At 69.1% G+C, this 14,314-nt stretch carries 14 protein-coding genes; 5 read left to right on the plus strand and 9 right to left on the minus strand.

From position 1 onward, the window contains the following. Window positions 1-4 precede the first annotated feature (4 nt). The 4 genes from RF645_RS03455 to RF645_RS03470 form a co-directional block, all read right to left on the minus strand. On the minus strand, window positions 5-1,591 hold the full coding sequence (locus RF645_RS03455; RefSeq protein ID WP_285729585.1) for an ABC transporter ATP-binding protein: 1,587 nt from the start codon (window positions 1,589-1,591) through the stop codon (window positions 5-7). A gap of 191 nt (window positions 1,592-1,782) precedes the next feature. After that, window positions 1,783-2,739, minus strand: coding sequence for an ABC transporter permease (locus RF645_RS03460; protein ID WP_040561054.1), 957 nt, complete (start codon window positions 2,737-2,739; stop codon window positions 1,783-1,785). A gap of 73 nt (window positions 2,740-2,812) precedes the next feature. Beyond that, the gene (locus RF645_RS03465) at window positions 2,813-3,739 is read right to left on the minus strand and encodes an ABC transporter permease (protein ID WP_006214935.1); all 927 of its coding nucleotides are present in this window, start codon (window positions 3,737-3,739) and stop codon (window positions 2,813-2,815) included. Window positions 3,740-3,885: 146 nt separating this feature from the next. Then, complete coding sequence (locus tag RF645_RS03470; protein WP_368818592.1) at window positions 3,886-5,517, minus strand: ABC transporter substrate-binding protein; 1,632 nt, start codon at window positions 5,515-5,517, stop codon at window positions 3,886-3,888. A gap of 316 nt (window positions 5,518-5,833) precedes the next feature. On the opposite strand from RF645_RS03470, the gene RF645_RS03475 reads away from it, so the two are divergent. Both RF645_RS03475 and RF645_RS03480 read left to right on the plus strand, forming a co-directional pair. After that, a complete protein-coding gene (locus RF645_RS03475) occupies window positions 5,834-6,334 on the plus strand; it encodes a carboxymuconolactone decarboxylase family protein (RefSeq protein WP_368818593.1) in 501 nt (166 codons plus the stop codon). Further along, window positions 6,327-6,674: a GNAT family N-acetyltransferase gene (locus tag RF645_RS03480; protein ID WP_024290935.1), complete on the plus strand. Its 348-nt coding sequence runs from the start codon at window positions 6,327-6,329 to the stop codon at window positions 6,672-6,674. Before RF645_RS03475 ends, RF645_RS03480 begins: the two co-directional genes overlap by 8 nt. 117 nt (window positions 6,675-6,791) lie before the next feature. Here RF645_RS03480 and RF645_RS03485 read toward each other — a convergent pair whose 3' ends face one another. Further along, window positions 6,792-7,517, minus strand: a complete 726-nt coding sequence (locus tag RF645_RS03485; RefSeq protein ID WP_006214939.1) for a maleylpyruvate isomerase family mycothiol-dependent enzyme — start codon at window positions 7,515-7,517, stop codon at window positions 6,792-6,794. Window positions 7,518-7,616: 99 nt separating this feature from the next. Between RF645_RS03485 and RF645_RS03490 the strand changes: the two genes are divergently transcribed. After that, complete coding sequence (locus RF645_RS03490; protein WP_368818594.1) at window positions 7,617-8,345, plus strand: nuclease; 729 nt, start codon at window positions 7,617-7,619, stop codon at window positions 8,343-8,345. Window positions 8,346-8,382: 37 nt separating this feature from the next. Further along, entirely contained in the window at window positions 8,383-9,192 is an 810-nt protein-coding gene (gene zupT, locus RF645_RS03495; protein WP_368818596.1) for a zinc transporter ZupT, read from the plus strand. Window positions 9,193-9,205: 13 nt separating this feature from the next. On the opposite strand, the gene RF645_RS03500 is transcribed toward zupT, so the two are convergent. Then, window positions 9,206-9,763, minus strand: coding sequence for a phage holin family protein (locus RF645_RS03500; RefSeq protein ID WP_368818597.1), 558 nt, complete (start codon window positions 9,761-9,763; stop codon window positions 9,206-9,208). A gap of 205 nt (window positions 9,764-9,968) precedes the next feature. On the opposite strand from RF645_RS03500, the gene RF645_RS03505 reads away from it, so the two are divergent. Continuing rightward, window positions 9,969-12,188, plus strand: coding sequence for an NADP-dependent isocitrate dehydrogenase (locus RF645_RS03505; protein WP_368818598.1), 2,220 nt, complete (start codon window positions 9,969-9,971; stop codon window positions 12,186-12,188). A gap of 122 nt (window positions 12,189-12,310) precedes the next feature. On the opposite strand, the gene RF645_RS03510 is transcribed toward RF645_RS03505, so the two are convergent. The 3 genes from RF645_RS03510 to RF645_RS03520 all read right to left on the minus strand — a co-directional run bounded on the left by RF645_RS03510 (window position 12,311) and on the right by RF645_RS03520 (window position 14,312). After that, window positions 12,311-12,724, minus strand: coding sequence for a VOC family protein (locus RF645_RS03510; RefSeq protein ID WP_368818599.1), 414 nt, complete (start codon window positions 12,722-12,724; stop codon window positions 12,311-12,313). 126 nt (window positions 12,725-12,850) lie between these two features. After that, window positions 12,851-13,771, minus strand: coding sequence for a diacylglycerol kinase family protein (locus RF645_RS03515; RefSeq protein ID WP_368818600.1), 921 nt, complete (start codon window positions 13,769-13,771; stop codon window positions 12,851-12,853). A gap of 85 nt (window positions 13,772-13,856) precedes the next feature. Continuing rightward, the gene (locus RF645_RS03520; protein ID WP_006214946.1) at window positions 13,857-14,312 is read right to left on the minus strand and encodes a lipopolysaccharide assembly protein LapA domain-containing protein; all 456 of its coding nucleotides are present in this window, start codon (window positions 14,310-14,312) and stop codon (window positions 13,857-13,859) included. Between the last annotated feature and the right edge of the window lie 2 nt (window positions 14,313-14,314).

Genomic DNA, 14,314 nt, shown 5'->3' on the forward strand with positions numbered 1-14,314 from the left:
GCGCTCAGACCTCCAGGAGGTCCTTGCCGGGGATCGCGTCGAGCAGTCGGCGCGTGTACTCCTGCTGCGGGTTCTCGAACACCGAGTCCACGGTGCCGGTCTCCACGAGCCTGCCCTTCTCCATGACGCAGACGTCGTGGGCGATCTCCCGCACCACGGCCAGGTCGTGGGTGATGAACAGGTAGGTCAGACCGAGATCCTGCTGCAGTTGGCCGAGCAGCTGCAGGACCTGCTCCTGGACCAGGACGTCGAGGGCCGAGACGGCCTCGTCGCACACCACGATCTCCGGATCCAGTGCGAGCGCCCGGGCGATGGCCACGCGCTGGCGCTGACCGCCCGAGAGCTCGTTCGGGTAGCGATCGCCGAGCTGGCGCGGCAGCGCCACGCGGTCCAGCAGGTCATGGACCTTCGCCCGGCGCGAGGCGGCATCGCCCACCTTGTGCACCTTCAGCGGCTCCTCGATGCAGCGGAAGACGCTGCGCATGGGATCCAGCGAGCCGTAGGGGTCCTGGAAGATCGGCTGCACCTTGCGGCGGTAGTCGAACCACTGTCGGCCCTTGAACCCGCTGATGTCGTGGCCGTCCACGGTCACGGTCCCGGAGGTGATGTCCTCCAGTCCCAGCAGCATCTTGGCGATCGTGGACTTGCCCGAGCCGGACTCCCCCACGATCGCGGTCGTGCGGCCGCGGCGCACCGTGAAGGAGACGTCGTCCACGGCGCGGAACTCGGAGGACCGGCCCCACGAGCCGCGGATCTTGTACTCCTTGACCAGATCCTTCACCTGGATGAGCTCCGGGGCGGCGCTGTCCACGCTCGCTGCGAGATCATCCGGGGACAGCGACGGAACCGCCGCCACCAGCTCCTTGGTGTAGGGATGCTGCGGGTTGCGCAGCAGGCTCAGTGCGGGGCCGGACTCGACCACGCGGCCCTTCTGCATCACGATCACCCGGTCCGCGCGCTCGGCGGCCAGGCCGAGGTCGTGGGTGATCAGCAGCACCGCGGTGCCGAGCTCGCTGGTCAGCCGCCCCAGGTGATCCAGGATCTGGCGCTGGACGGTGACGTCGAGTGCGGAGGTCGGCTCATCGGCGATCAGCAGCTGCGGGCGGCACGAGAGCCCGATGGCGATCAGCGCGCGCTGGCGCATGCCGCCGGAGAACTCGTGCGGGTACTGCTTCATGCGCCGCTCGGCATCCGGCAGCCCGGCCTCCTCCAGAGCCCGGACCACGTCGGCGTCGCCGTGCGGCTTGTCATTGGCCTTGAGCGTCTCGCGGACCTGCGCGCCGATGGTCCACACCGGGTTGAGGTTCGACATGGGGTCCTGCGGGACCATGCCGATCTGCGAGCCGCGCAGCGCCTCCAGCCGCTTGGCCGACGGATGCGTGATGTCCTCCCCGTCGAAGAGGATCTGCCCGGAGGACACGCGCCCGTTCGAGGCCAGCAGCCCGATGGCCGCCAGCGCCGAGGTGGACTTGCCCGAGCCGGACTCGCCCACGATCGCCACGGTCTCCCCGCGCATCACCCGGATGTCCGAGTCGGCCACGGCCTGGACGTCACCCGTGCCGGTCTTGAAGGTGATGCCCACCCCCTTCATCTCCAGCAGCGGCGTCTGCCCCTGCTGGCGCTGCCCCGAGGCGTCTGAACCCGCGTTGAGGATCTCGTGGGCCTTGAGGCTGACCATCCGGCCCGTGCGGGTCAGCGGCTCCTGCCCGGGGGCCCAGGGCCCCTGGGTCTCGGCCCGGTGCTTCCCGCCGCCGTCGGGCTGGGGGCTGTTCGCCGAGGTGCTCACTTGGTCCTCCCCTTGGGGTCGAGGGCGTCGCGCAGCGAGTCGCCCATCATGATGAAGCTCAGCACGGTGATGGAGAGCATGAGCGAGGGCCAGAACAGCGTCTCGGGGTTGGTGCGCAGCTGAGGCCGCGCCGCCGAGATGTCATTGCCCCAGGAGATCGCCTCCGCGGGCAGCCCGATGCCCAGGAACGACAGCGTGGACTCGGCCACGATGAACGTGCCCAGCGAGATCGTGGCGATCACGATGACGGGCCCGGCGGCATTGGGGATCACGTGCTTGAACAGGATGCCGAGCCGGCTCATCCCCAGCGAGCGCGCCGCGGTCACGAAGTCCGCATTGCGCACCGAGATCACGGAGCTTCGAGTGATGCGCGCGATCGACGGCCACCCGAAGATCACCAGGGTGATCGCCAGCGTGGTCACGCCGCGGTTCTCCCGCATGAGCGGGACCTGCATGAACACGATCGCGCCCAGGATCAGCGGCAGCGCGAAGATGATGTCCATGAAGCGGGAGATGATCGCGTCGATCCAGCCGCCGAAGTAGCCGGCCAGCGCGCCCAGCAGCCCGCCGATGAGCACGACGCCGAGGGTGGCGCCGAAGCCCACCATGATCGAGGGGCCCGTTCCGTGGACCACGCGGGCCAGGATGTCGCAGCCCTGGTTGGTGTAGCCCAGCGGATGTCCGGGGGCGGGGCCGCCGTTGGAGTTCGACAGCTCGCACCCGGCGTTGGGTGCAGCCGAGGTGAACACCCCGGGGAACGCGGCCACGAACAGCACGAAGAGCATCAGCACCGCGGAGACGAGGAAGACCGGGTTGCGGCGCAGGGTCGACCAGGCGTCGCGCCACAGGCTCGAGGGCTTGCCCTCGAGCTGGTTCTCGATGCCGGCGCGGCCCTGCTCCTCCACCACCGGGGCCACGAAGTGATCCGGCAGGTAGACCTCGTGCGAGCCCATCACGCGAGGCGACGGGTCCAGGGTCTCGTGCACCGAGCCCTGCGGGGAATCCGGGTTCGGGTTCTGGTTCTGCTCAGGCATATCGGATCCTCGGGTCGAGCACGGCGTAGAGCAGATCGACGACCAGGTTGGTGATCAGGAAGATGACCACCACGAGCGTCACGATGGAGACCACCATGGCGCCGTCGCCCAGGTTGATCGCCTTGTAGAGCTGATTGCCGATGCCGTTGACGTTGAAGATGGACTCGGTGACGATCGCCCCTCCCATCAGCGCGCCCAGATCGGCGCCCAGGAAGGTCACGACCGGGATCAGGGAGTTGCGCAGCACGTGCACAGTGATGACCCGGCGGCGCGGCAGGCCCTTGGCCGTGGCGGTGCGGACATGGTCGGACTCGCGGTTCTCGGCGATCGAGTTGCGGGTCAGCCGCAGCACGTAGGCGAAGGACAGCGCTCCCAGCACCAGCGCTGGAAGTATCAGCTCGTTGAGCGGTGCGCCTCCCGAGACCGTGGGTCTGGCCAGCCCGAAGTGGATGCCGATCACGTACTGGGCCACGAAGGCGAGCACGAACACGGGCACCGCGATCACCAGCAGGGAGACGACGAGCAGGGTCGAATCGATCCAGGTGCCCTTGCGCAGGCCGGCGATCACGCCGAAGAGGATGCCGAAGACCGCCTCGAAGATCACGGCGAGCGCAGCCAGCTTGATCGTGGTGGGGAACGTGTCGGCGATGACCGACATGATCGGGCGTCCGGAGAAGTTGTCGCCCAGGTCCAGGGTCACGACGCCCTTGAGGTAGAGCAGGAACTGGATCAGGAAGGGCTTGTCGAGGTTGTACTGGGCCTCGAGCGCGGCCTTGGTGCCCGGGGTGCACCCCTTCTCGCCGCACAGGGCGGCGGTGGGATCGCCGGAGGTGGCGAACATCAGGAAGTAGACGAGGAAGATGGCTCCCAGGAAGACCGGGATCATCTGGAGGAGGCGGCGGACGAGGTACCAGGCCATGTCAGCGGGCACCTCCCGTCGTACGGAGATGCCGGAGGGCCGGCGCGTGGTGAGTCATGATGCGAGAGGCTCCTGGAACGATGCGGCTGCGGGAAAAGCGCGACCGGGCCGGAGCTGCTCAGCGGCTCCGGCCCGGTCGCGAGGCATCAGGCCCGGGTGACCTTGGTGTAGTCGATCTCGCCGTTCCAGGTCAGCGACACGTTGTCCACGGCCTCGCTGTAGCCGCTGGTGCGGTTCGGGTAGTACAGCGGGATCGCGGGCAGATCCTCGAGCAGCATGTCGTCGGCCTCCAGGAAGGCCTTGTTCGCCTCGTCGTCCGAGCTGGCGGCCAGGCCCTCCTTGAGCTTGTCGTCGAACGCCTTGTTCTCGTAGTGGGCGTCGTTCGACGAGCCGTCCGTGGCGTACTGCGCGGAGAGGAAGTTGTACAGCGACGGGTAGTCCGCCATCCAGCCCGAGCGGAAGGCCGAGGTGAGCTTGCCGTCGTTGGCCTCGGTGCGCAGCTCCTTGAAGGTCGGGTACGACTTGCCCGCAGCCTCGATGTCGAGGTTGTTCTTGATCATGTTGCAGACCGCGTCGACCCACTCCTTGTGACCGCCATCTGCGTTGTAGGCGATCTCGAACGTGTTGCCGTTGTAGGGCTCGATGTCCTCGGCCTGGTCCCACAGCTTCTTGGCCTCGTCGGCGTCGAACTCGGCGTTGGCCGTGTTCTTCAGGGCGTCGGCGTCGTAGCCGGCCACGACCGGGGAGGTGAAGTCCACAGCAGGCGTGTTCTCGCCCTTGAAGATCACCTCGATGAGCTCCTCGCGGTCGATCGCCTTGGAGATGGCCTGGCGGCGCAGCTTGCCGGCCTCTCCGGACCAGCCCTCGAGGTAGTACGGGATGCCGAACGTGTAGTTGCCCGCGTACTCGCGATTGGTCAGGCGGCCGGAGAGGTCGTCCTCGGAGACCTCGATGTTCGACGGCGGGATGGTGTCGAGCAGATCGAGGTTGCCGCCCACGAGGTCGGTGTAGCCGGCCTCGGCGGTCTGGTAGATCTTGAAGGTCACGGCGTCGTTGGCCGCCGGCGTGGAGCCGTCGTAGTCCTCGTTCTTGACCAGGCGCATCTCCTGGTCGTGGACCCAGGCGCCCTCGCCGTCCATCTTGTAGGGGCCCCAGCCCACGGGGTTCTCGCCGAAGGCCTCCATGTCGTCGAAGGCCGAAGGCGGCATGGGCGCGTAGGAGGAGTAGCCCAGGCGGTTGCCGAAGGTGGAGTCGGGGCCCGAGAGGGTGACCTCCAGGGTGGTGTCGTCCACCGCCACCAGGCCCTCCATCTCGTCCTCCTCCGAGCCCTCGGCGGAGACCTTGTCGTAGCCCTTGATGGTCTCGAAGAAGTAGGAGCCCTGCTGGGCGTTCTTGGCGGCAGCGCCGTAGTTCCAGGAGTCCACGAAGCTCTGGGCGGTGATGTCCTCGCCGTTGGTGAACTTCTTGCCGGACTTGATCTTGATGGTCCACACGGTGTTGTCGTCGTTGGCCTCGATGGACTCGGCCAGCTCGTTGACAGCCTCGGAATTGTCGTCGTAGCTGATCAGGCCCACGAAGATCAGGGTGACCACGCGGCCACCGCCCTGCTCGGTGGTGTTGGTGGGGACCAGCGGGTTCTCGGGCTCGGTGCCGAAGGCCGTGATGGGGCCGTCGCTGTCCTCGCCGCCGCCTCCGCCGCAGGCGGTGAGGACGAGGGCAGAGGCCGAGGTGAGGGCGAAGGCGCCCAGCAGTCCGCGGCGGGAGAAGGAAGGGTTCATGGTGACCTCCTGTGGAGAGTGCTGGTGGGGCTCTGCCGTCGCTGATGTGATCCGAGACACCCCTGAATGTAAGACAGGCTACAGCTCGCATCCAGCATTTCTGAAGATTTCAGGGACGCTCCCACGCATACCCCCGCGCCACCACCCGCTCCGTCTGCCAGATCGCCCCGTCGGAGCCCGACTGTCCAGCGCTGGAGCGGTTTCGGCCCCTGGATCGGACGCTTTGATTCCGACCGGCATTCTCGGCAGACATCGGCGTGTCGCCGGACATGGCCGGCTCTTGTGGCGCGTGACATGTCACGTTATTCTCGGGTGCATGAGCGAAGACGCGCGGTTCTACCTCGACAAGGCGGATCCCGCCTCCTGGAAGGCCCTCAACGGCCTCTCCCGGCAGGTGGCCGATTCACTGGCGGAGGCCGGCCTCTCCCGGGTCGTCGCCGAGCTGATCAACGTGCGGGTCTCCCAGCTCAACGGCTGCGGGTTCTGCCTGGACATGCACGTGAAGCTGGCGCGTCGGGCCGGTGTCACGGATCGTCAGCTGGCTGTGCTGACCGCCTGGGAGGAGACCGAGCTGTTCGACGACGTCGAATGCGCCGCGCTCACCGTGGCCGAGATCGCCGCCGAGCTGCCCGATCAGGTCACCCGCCGCTCGCGCCTGGAGGCCGCCCGCGAGGTGCTGACCGACGCCCAGTTCTCGGCGGTGCAGTGGGCGGCCATCACCATCGGGACCTTCAACCGCCTCTCCATCCTGTCCGAGTACCCCGTCCAGGAGCGCGCACTGGACCGCAAGAAGAAGGCCGAGGCACGCCATGACTGAGCTGAGCTTCCGCAACGACGACGGCCCCCAGCGCTACGAGGCGCTGTCCGGGGACGCCATCGCCGGCAAGATGTACTGGGTGGACGCCTCGGAGGCCGAGCAGCCCGAGCGCATCTTCTTCCACACCGAGGTCGACGACGCCTTCGAGGGTCAGGGCGTGGCCTCCCAGCTGGTGCGCTTCGCCCTGGACGACGCGATCGAGCGCGGCTTCCGGATCGTGCCGGTGTGCCCGTACGTCAAGGCCTGGCTGAAGAGGCACGACGACTATGCGCAGCACGCGGTCGCGGTCCGCCCGCGCCATCTGGAGGCGGTCCAGGCGCGCCAGCGACGCAGCTCCTGAGCCGACGCACTCGGAAGCTGTCAGGGAACGCAGTGCGCGAGGGCGCCCGCACCGGTCATGGTCCGGGCGCCTTCGTCGTGCAGTCGGGTCTTCCGGCAGCGTCTGCGCCGGGTCGGCTCACCAGGCCGGCAGCTCCGGGGCCTCGTCGACGCCCTCGGGCAGGTAGATGCCCTCGGTGCGCCCGCGCGAGAGCCAGTCGAGGATGCCCTCGCGGTCGCCCTCCACGCGCAGGGAGCCGTCGCCGACGACCCACTCGTCGCCCTCGTCGGTGACGATGGTCAGGCCCGGAGAGTTCTTCACGGACAGGTTCAGCACTCCGGCGGTCACGGCGTTGAGCAGGGAGTCGGGATCGGCCTCCTCGACCTCCCACTGGGTGTCCAGATCGGCGTGGTGGACCACGACCTCCGCGATCAGCACGGCGGGGATGGAGGTGGCCGGGAAGCGCTTGGGGCCGATGCCGACCTCCTCGGCCTTCAGCTCACCGGTCAGGACCTCGGCGTCGGCGATGAAGGCCTCCAGCGCGGCGCGGGACTCGGCCTTGAGCTCCTCGCGGGGCTTGGCGGCCAGCTGCTCGAGCAGCTCCGTGCGCTCGTCCTTGGACTCGAAGAGCTGCTGCTCCTCGCCTGTCTGCGCCCAGTCCAGCAGACGGGTGAGCCGACGGGCCGCGACCGCCACGTGGGCGATGACCATGGCGCGGTTCCAGCCCTCGCAGTGGGACGGCTTGTCGAACTCGTCGTCATGGAAGGACTCGACGGTGGACAGGTACTGCTCGGACTCCCGCCCCAAGCGGGAGAGGTCCGAGCGGACGCGGGCGGGGTTCAGGACGGGATGGATGGCGCTCATGCGCTCAGGCTATCGGCCTCGTGTAAGGCGCAACACATGGAGGCCGCGGCGGCACCCGAGCTCCCCTGCGCGCCAGGAACCTCCCGTACCCTCAGGAGCATGGTTCCGCATGACACTGCCCAGTTCGGCTCGCGCCGCTCCGACTCCTCCGCGCCCACGCCGGCGATCCTCGACACCCCGGAGGCCGGCTCCCTGCCCGCGCAGGGGACCACCACCCCGGCAGAGTCCGCCGTGGCCGACGAGCCGACCGTCCAGCCGTCGGCCTCCGCCCCCAGCACCACCTACCTGCTGGTCGACGGCGAGAACATCGACGCCACCCTGGGCATGTCCCTGCTCGAGCGCAAGCCCAAGCCGGAGGAGCGGCCGCGCTGGGAGAAGGTCATGAAGGGCGCCCGCAAGCTGTGGCGCCAGGACACCAACGGCCTGTTCTTCCTCAACGGCTCCCACGGGCACCTGCCCTTCAGCTTCGTGGCCGCGCTGCGCGGCTTCGACTACCAGGTCATCCCCCTGGCCGCCCCGCCCAAGGTCAAGGTCGTCGACGTCGGCATCCAGCGCATGCTCAAGGCGATCCTGGACCAGGGCCACGGCGACGTCATCCTGGCCTCCCACGACATCGACTTCCACGACGAGATCGAGGCCCTGCTCGACGACGGCCGCCGCGTGGCCGTGCTGTGCTTCCGCGAGCTGCTCTCGGCCGGGCTGCACGAGATGGAGGACAAGGGCCTGCAGATCGTCGACCTGGAGGACGACTTCGAGGCCTTCAAGGCCCCGCTGCCGCGCCTGCGCATCATCGAGCTCGACGCCTTCGATCCGTCGCGCTACCTCTGATCCGCTGCTGCTGATCCGCACCGCCTGAGGAGAGTCGTTGGCCGCTGCCCTGCTGCTGACGGTGATCGCCGGGCTCGCCACGGGCCTGGGCGGTCTTGCCGTCTTCCTCACGAACCGCTCGAACGGATCGTTCCTGGCGCTGAGCCTGGGCTTCTCCGCGGGCGTGATGCTCTACGTCTCGTTCGTGGAGATCCTGGCCGAGGCCGGCGACCTGCTGAGCGCCGCCTGGGGGCCCGGTCGCGGGACGTGGGGCATGGTCGGGGGCTTCTTCGCTGGCATCGCGGTGATCGCCGTGATCGATCGGCTCGTGCCGCATCAGGCCAATCCGCACGAGTTCGCCTATCAGCCCGGCGACGCCGAACCCGACGCCGCAGTCGCAGCGCCCGCAGCCGACTCCCGGCTGCTGCGCACCGGCATGCTGACCGCCCTGGCCATCGCGATCCACAACTTCCCGGAGGGCTTCGCGACCTTCGCCGCGGCCCTGGGCGATCCGTCGGTGGCCGTGGCCATCACGGTGGCGATCGCCCTGCACAACATCCCCGAGGGCATCGCCGTGGCCGTGCCCGTCTTCCAGGCCACCGGCTCGCGGGCCCGCGCGATCGGCCTGTCCTTCCTCTCCGGGCTCTCGGAGCCGCTGGGCGCGGTGATCGGCTTCCTGCTGCTGCGCCCGTTCCTGACCGACGCCCTGTTCGGGGCCTCGCTGGCCGCCGTGGCGGGGATCATGGTCTTCATCTCGCTGGACAAGCTGCTGCCCACGGCCGAGAAGTACGGCGGGCACCACCTGTGCGTCTACGGCATCGTGGCCGGGATGGCTGTCATGGCGGTGAGCCTGGCGATGCTGGGCTGATCAGGCGGAGTGCTCAGCGGCCGCGGCCGGTGGGGTCCTCCGGGTCGTAGATCTCGCCCTCGTGCAGGCGGCCGTCGTCGCCGCGGTACTGGTAGGTGTCCGGCCCGCTGCGCCGCGGGGCCTGCGAGCCGCCGCGCACGGGGCGGCCGTAGGGATCGCGGCCCGGAACGGCACCGGGACGCTGCTCGACCACGACGACGTCGCGCCGCCTGGGCTCGAACGCGCCCATGAGCATGCTGACCAGCGAGATCACGACCGAGCCGAGCACGGCCGCCGGCCAGAAGGACTCGACCGCCCAGTAGCCGCCGAAGACCTCCATGACGGTGGAGACCGCCAGCAGCATGGCGGCGTTGATCACGATCAGGAACAGCCCGAACGTCAGGATGATCAGGCAGCCGCTGAGCAGCTGCAGCACGGGCTTGACCACGGCATTGAACGCACCGAGCACGGCGGCCACGATCACGATCACCAGGATCTGGGTGCCGAGGGTCGCGGTGTTCAGGTGGATGCCGGGCACCAGGGCGGTGGCCAGGGCCACCGCGAGCGAATTGACGAGCCATCTCCAGAGCATGGACCCGTTCTACCCGCTCCAGCTGTCCGGAAGCTGAGGCAGGGACGCGCTGACGTCGGCGTTCGCGCCGCGCGCAACAGCGGACCCGTCGTCCCAGCCTGCCGCCCGGACAGCGTGACCCAGGCCTCTGATGGAGAGGTCGGATCGGGTAGGTTTGAAGGCGATCACGCACCGCATGACGTCGAACGAAGGAGTCACGACTCATATGCCCAAGATCATCTGGACCAAGACCGATGAGGCCCCGCTGCTGGCCACCTACTCCTTCAAGCCGATCGTGGAGGCGTTCGCCACCACCGCCGGCGTGGAGGTCGAGACCCGCGACATCTCGCTGGCCGGTCGCATCATCGCCCTGTTCCCGGAGCGCCTGACCGAGGACCAGCGCCTGGACGACGCCCTCGCCGAGCTCGGTGAGCTGGCCAAGACGCCCGAGGCGAACATCGTCAAGCTGCCGAACATCTCGGCCTCCGTCCCGCAGCTCAAGGCCGCGGTCAAGGAGCTGCAGGCCGCCGGCTTCGACATCCCGGACTACCCCGAGGACCCGCAGACGGGCGAGGAGAAGGACGTCCGCGCCCGCTACGACAAGGTCAAGGGCTCGGCCGTGAACCCGGTCCTGCGCGAGGGCAACTCGGATCGCCGCGCCCCCAAGGCCGTGAAGAACTACGCCAAGAAGAACCCCCACAAGATGGGCGCGTGGTCGAAGGACTCCAAGACGAACGTCGCGACCATGGATGCGAACGACTTCCGCGACAACGAGCAGTCCGTCGTGATCCCCGCCGATGACACCCTGACCATCCGCCTGCGCACGCAGGACGGCGAGCAGGTGCTCAAGGAGTCCGTGCCGGTGCTCGCGGGTGAGGTCGTGGACTCGACCAACATGTCCGCCCGCGCCCTGGACGGCTTCCTGGCCGAGCAGGTCCAGCGCGCCAAGTCCGAGGGCGTGCTTTTCTCCGTGCACCTGAAGGCCACCATGATGAAGGTCTCCGACCCCATCATCTTCGGCCACGTGGTCCGCGCCTTCTTCCCCACCCTGTTCGAGGTCTACGGCGATCAGCTCGCCGCGGCCGGCCTGTCCGCCAACGACGGCCTGGCCTCGATCCTCTCGGGCGCGGAGCAGCTGGATCCCGAGGTCCGTGACGGCGTCAAGGCCGAGATCGAGAAGGGCCTGGCAGAGGGCCCGGCCCTGGCCTACGTCAACTCGGACAAGGGCACCACCAACCTGCACGTGCCCTCGGACGTCATCGTGGACGCCTCCATGCCGGCCATGATCCGCACCTCGGGTCACATGTGGTCCAAGGACGACACCGAGGAGGACACCCTGGCCGTGCTGCCGGACTCGTCCTACGCCGGCGTCTACCAGGCCGTGATCGACGACTGCCGCGCCAACGGCGCCTACGACCCCACCACCATGGGCACCGTCCCGAACGTGGGCCTCATGGCGCAGAAGGCCGAGGAGTACGGCTCGCACGACAAGACCTTCGAGATCCCCGCCCCGGGTACCGTCGAGGTCGTGAACTCGGCCGGCGAGGTCCTGATGTCCCACGAGGTCGAGCAGGGCGACATCTGGCGCGCCTGCCAGGCCAAGGACGCCCCGATCAAGGACTGGGTCCAGCTCGCCGTGCGCCGCTCGCGCGAGTCCGGCATGCCGGCCGTGTTCTGGCTCGACGAGTCCCGCGCCCACGACCGCAACCTCATCGAGAAGGTCGAGAAGTACCTGGCCGAGGAGGACACCGAGGGACTGGATCTGCGCATCCTGAGCCCGATCGAGGCCACCAAGTTCTCGATCGAGCGCATCCGCAAGGGCGAGGACACCATCTCGGTGACCGGCAACGTCCTGCGCGACTACCTCACGGACCTGTTCCCCATCCTGGAGCTGGGCACCTCCGCCAAGATGCTCTCGATCGTCCCGCTGATGAACGGCGGCGGCCTGTTCGAGACCGGTGCCGGCGGCTCCGCACCCAAGCACGTGCAGCAGCTGGTCGAGGAGAACCACCTGCGCTGGGACTCGCTGGGCGAGTTCCTGGCGCTGGCGGCCTCCTTCGAGCACCTGGCCTCGCGCTACGACAACCCCAAGGCGCAGGTCCTGGCCGACGCCCTGGACGAGGCCACCGGCCGCTTCCTGGAGGAGAACAAGTCGCCCTCGCGCAAGGTCGGAGAGATCGACAACCGCGGCTCGCACTACTACCTGGCGCTGTACTGGGCCCAGGCTCTGGCGCAGCAGACGGCCGATGCCGAGCTGGCCGCGGCGTTCTCGGACGTCGCCCAGCGCCTGTCCGACGGCGAGGAGAAGATCGTCGCCGAGCTGCTCGGCGTCCAGGGCTCCCCGGCGGACATCGGCGGCTACTACCGCCCCGAGGACGAGAAGGCCTTCGCGGTCATGCGTCCCTCGGCCACGCTGAACGAGGCGATCGACAGCCTCAAGAAGTGATCTCCCGCCTCTGCTGAGGCACCGGATCAGACTGCGGCCCCGCTCACCGATCGGTGAGCGGGGCCGCAGTGCGTCGCAGGGCCTTTCCGGCGGATCACGCGCCTCCGATGACTCGATGCAGCTCAGCCCGCCGCGCTGATCTGCCAGTTCACGCCCCAGCGGTCCTGCAGCCACACGAAGGCGGGGCTGAAGGGGTACTCCCCCCGCGGCATGAGCTCGGTGCCGCCGTCGAGCAGGATCTCGTGGGCGGCGCGGACCTGCTCCTGCGTGTCGAGCTCGACGAACATCGACACCGCCGGGGTCAGCGGGAAGCCGTGGTCGAAGGCGCTGTCGAAGGCCCGCACGGTGGTCCCCGCCACGCGGATCAGGCCCTGGGAGATCGTGCCCGCGACCTCGTTCTCGTCGCTCTCGGACCACCGCGACAGCTCGAGGACCTCTGAGTCGGGGAATGCGCTGACCCACGTGCTCAGGGCGGTCTCCGCCTGGCCGTGGTTCTCGCCGAAGAACATGATGAAGGGGCTCAGTCGTGCTGCCATGGGGTCCTCCTGGGACGTGATCCTCGGGTGCTGGTTCTCGGGATCAGTGTGGCATCGGTGCGGCTGCGCTCCGTCATGCGCTTCGGCGCGGCAGTCCCGTCCACGGCCTGACCGACGCCGATCCGCTCAGCTCGCCACGAGCAGCGCTGCGGGGCTGACCTCGGCCCGGACCTGGACAGCGCGGCCCAGCAGATCGCCGTCGGCCTGCAGCAGCAGCGGGCTCCGCGCTCGCAGCTCGACGGACAGGGCGCAGTCGTAATGCAGGGCGCGCGCCCGCTGGGGTCGTCGGATCAGCCCGTGCCAGCCGATGCTCGCCCAGTCGCGCAGCGACTGCGGCGCTGCTCGTAGCAGCTCCAGGTCCCCGGAGTCCGTGCGCACGTGCGGGAAGACGCGGATGCCCAGCGGGATCCGCGGCGCGCTGCCGATCAGCACGGACCAGGCGGGCAGCTCGAGCTCGGGGCCGTCGTCCACGCGCATGCCGAGGGTGTGCAGGGGCGAGCGCAGCCTGGCGGCACCGCGCAGCAGGTAGGCCGGCCAGCCGGTGCGGGATTTGAGCGCCTCGTCCGTGGCGGCCACGACCGCTGCGTCCTCGCCCATGCCGGCGACCGCCAGGAAGACGTCGTCATGCCGCTGCTGATCGGCGTCGCGCCAGCTCAGGAGGCCGACGTCGCGAGGAATCGGGTCAGCTGCGAGCACATGGCGCAGCGCAGCGTCGAGCGCTTTCACCGTGCGCGGAGCACGGAGGCCCAGATTCCGGGCGAAGAGGTTGGCGGTGCCCGTCGGGATGATCCCCAGCGCCGCTCCCGAGCCTGCCAGGCCGGAAGCGACGCTGCGGACGGTGCCGTCGCCGCCGGCGACGATCACCCGAGCCGCACCGTCGGCCACGGCCTGGGCGGCCTGCTGCGCGCCGGGGCGCTGCGAGGTGGTCGCCTCGAAGCGCACCCGCAGCCCGGCCGCGGCCGCTCGCTGCCGCAGCAGGGGCTCGATCGCAGCGGCATGGCGCCTCAGCGGATGCACGATGACGACGACGTCCGCACGATCGCTCACGGAGAGCCGCTTCCGACGACGGCCGCGTCCCGCACAGGCGAGGACGCGGCCGTCATGGAGATGCTCCGCGGATCGATCAGCGCGCTCAGCGCAGCGTGGACTTGATGCGCTCGCGCTCCTTCTCGAGCTTGCGCACGCGACGGTTCACGGCGAACAGTCGCACCGAGCCGACCAGGGCCATGACCAGGGCGCCGGCGATCGCGGCGAGCAGCATGGCCACGCCGGTGGGCATGGAGGAGGTCCAGGACATGAAGTGGATCGTGGCGTCCTCCATGTTCTGGAGGATGAAGATCAGCAGGACGATCAGCACCAGGATGCCCACGATCAGCGCGGCCCACACGCCGGCGCCCGGGCCGGAGCTGTGGCCGTCGAGCTCGGGATCGGTCGGCGGGGCCTGGCGCGGAGCCTGCTGGGGCGCAGGCGCCGGCTCCTGCGCGGGACGAGGCTGCTCCGGCTGCTGTCCGGGCACCTCGGAGGCGGACACGCCGGCCGGGCTGGTCTCCGGGTTCCAGGTCGGCTCGGAAGGGGTGTTCTGCGACATGG

Source organism: Kocuria sp. CPCC 205260 (genome assembly GCF_040981045.1).
GTDB classification, from domain to species: Bacteria; Actinomycetota; Actinomycetes; order Actinomycetales; family Micrococcaceae; genus Kocuria; species Kocuria palustris.

What these genes read in the sequence shown, in the direction of transcription:
- RF645_RS03455 (WP_285729585.1), bottom strand. Translation starts at nt 1,591, where the DNA reads ATGAAGGGGGTGGGCATCACCTTCAAGACCGGCACGGGTGACGTCCAG.
- RF645_RS03460 (WP_040561054.1), bottom strand. Translation starts at nt 2,739, where the DNA reads ATGGGCTCGCACGAGGTCTACCTGCCGGATCACTTCGTGGCCCCGGTG.
- RF645_RS03465 (WP_006214935.1), bottom strand. Translation starts at nt 3,739, where the DNA reads ATGGCCTGGTACCTCGTCCGCCGCCTCCTCCAGATGATCCCGGTCTTC.
- RF645_RS03470 (WP_368818592.1), bottom strand. Translation starts at nt 5,517, where the DNA reads ATGAACCCTTCCTTCTCCCGCCGCGGACTGCTGGGCGCCTTCGCCCTC.
- RF645_RS03475 (WP_368818593.1), top strand. Translation starts at nt 5,834, where the DNA reads ATGAGCGAAGACGCGCGGTTCTACCTCGACAAGGCGGATCCCGCCTCC.
- RF645_RS03480 (WP_024290935.1), top strand. Translation starts at nt 6,327, where the DNA reads ATGACTGAGCTGAGCTTCCGCAACGACGACGGCCCCCAGCGCTACGAG.
- RF645_RS03485 (WP_006214939.1), bottom strand. Translation starts at nt 7,517, where the DNA reads ATGAGCGCCATCCATCCCGTCCTGAACCCCGCCCGCGTCCGCTCGGAC.
- RF645_RS03490 (WP_368818594.1), top strand. Translation starts at nt 7,617, where the DNA reads ATGGTTCCGCATGACACTGCCCAGTTCGGCTCGCGCCGCTCCGACTCC.
- RF645_RS03500 (WP_368818597.1), bottom strand. Translation starts at nt 9,763, where the DNA reads ATGCTCTGGAGATGGCTCGTCAATTCGCTCGCGGTGGCCCTGGCCACC.
- RF645_RS03505 (WP_368818598.1), top strand. Translation starts at nt 9,969, where the DNA reads ATGCCCAAGATCATCTGGACCAAGACCGATGAGGCCCCGCTGCTGGCC.
- RF645_RS03510 (WP_368818599.1), bottom strand. Translation starts at nt 12,724, where the DNA reads ATGGCAGCACGACTGAGCCCCTTCATCATGTTCTTCGGCGAGAACCAC.
- RF645_RS03520 (WP_006214946.1), bottom strand. Translation starts at nt 14,312, where the DNA reads ATGTCGCAGAACACCCCTTCCGAGCCGACCTGGAACCCGGAGACCAGC.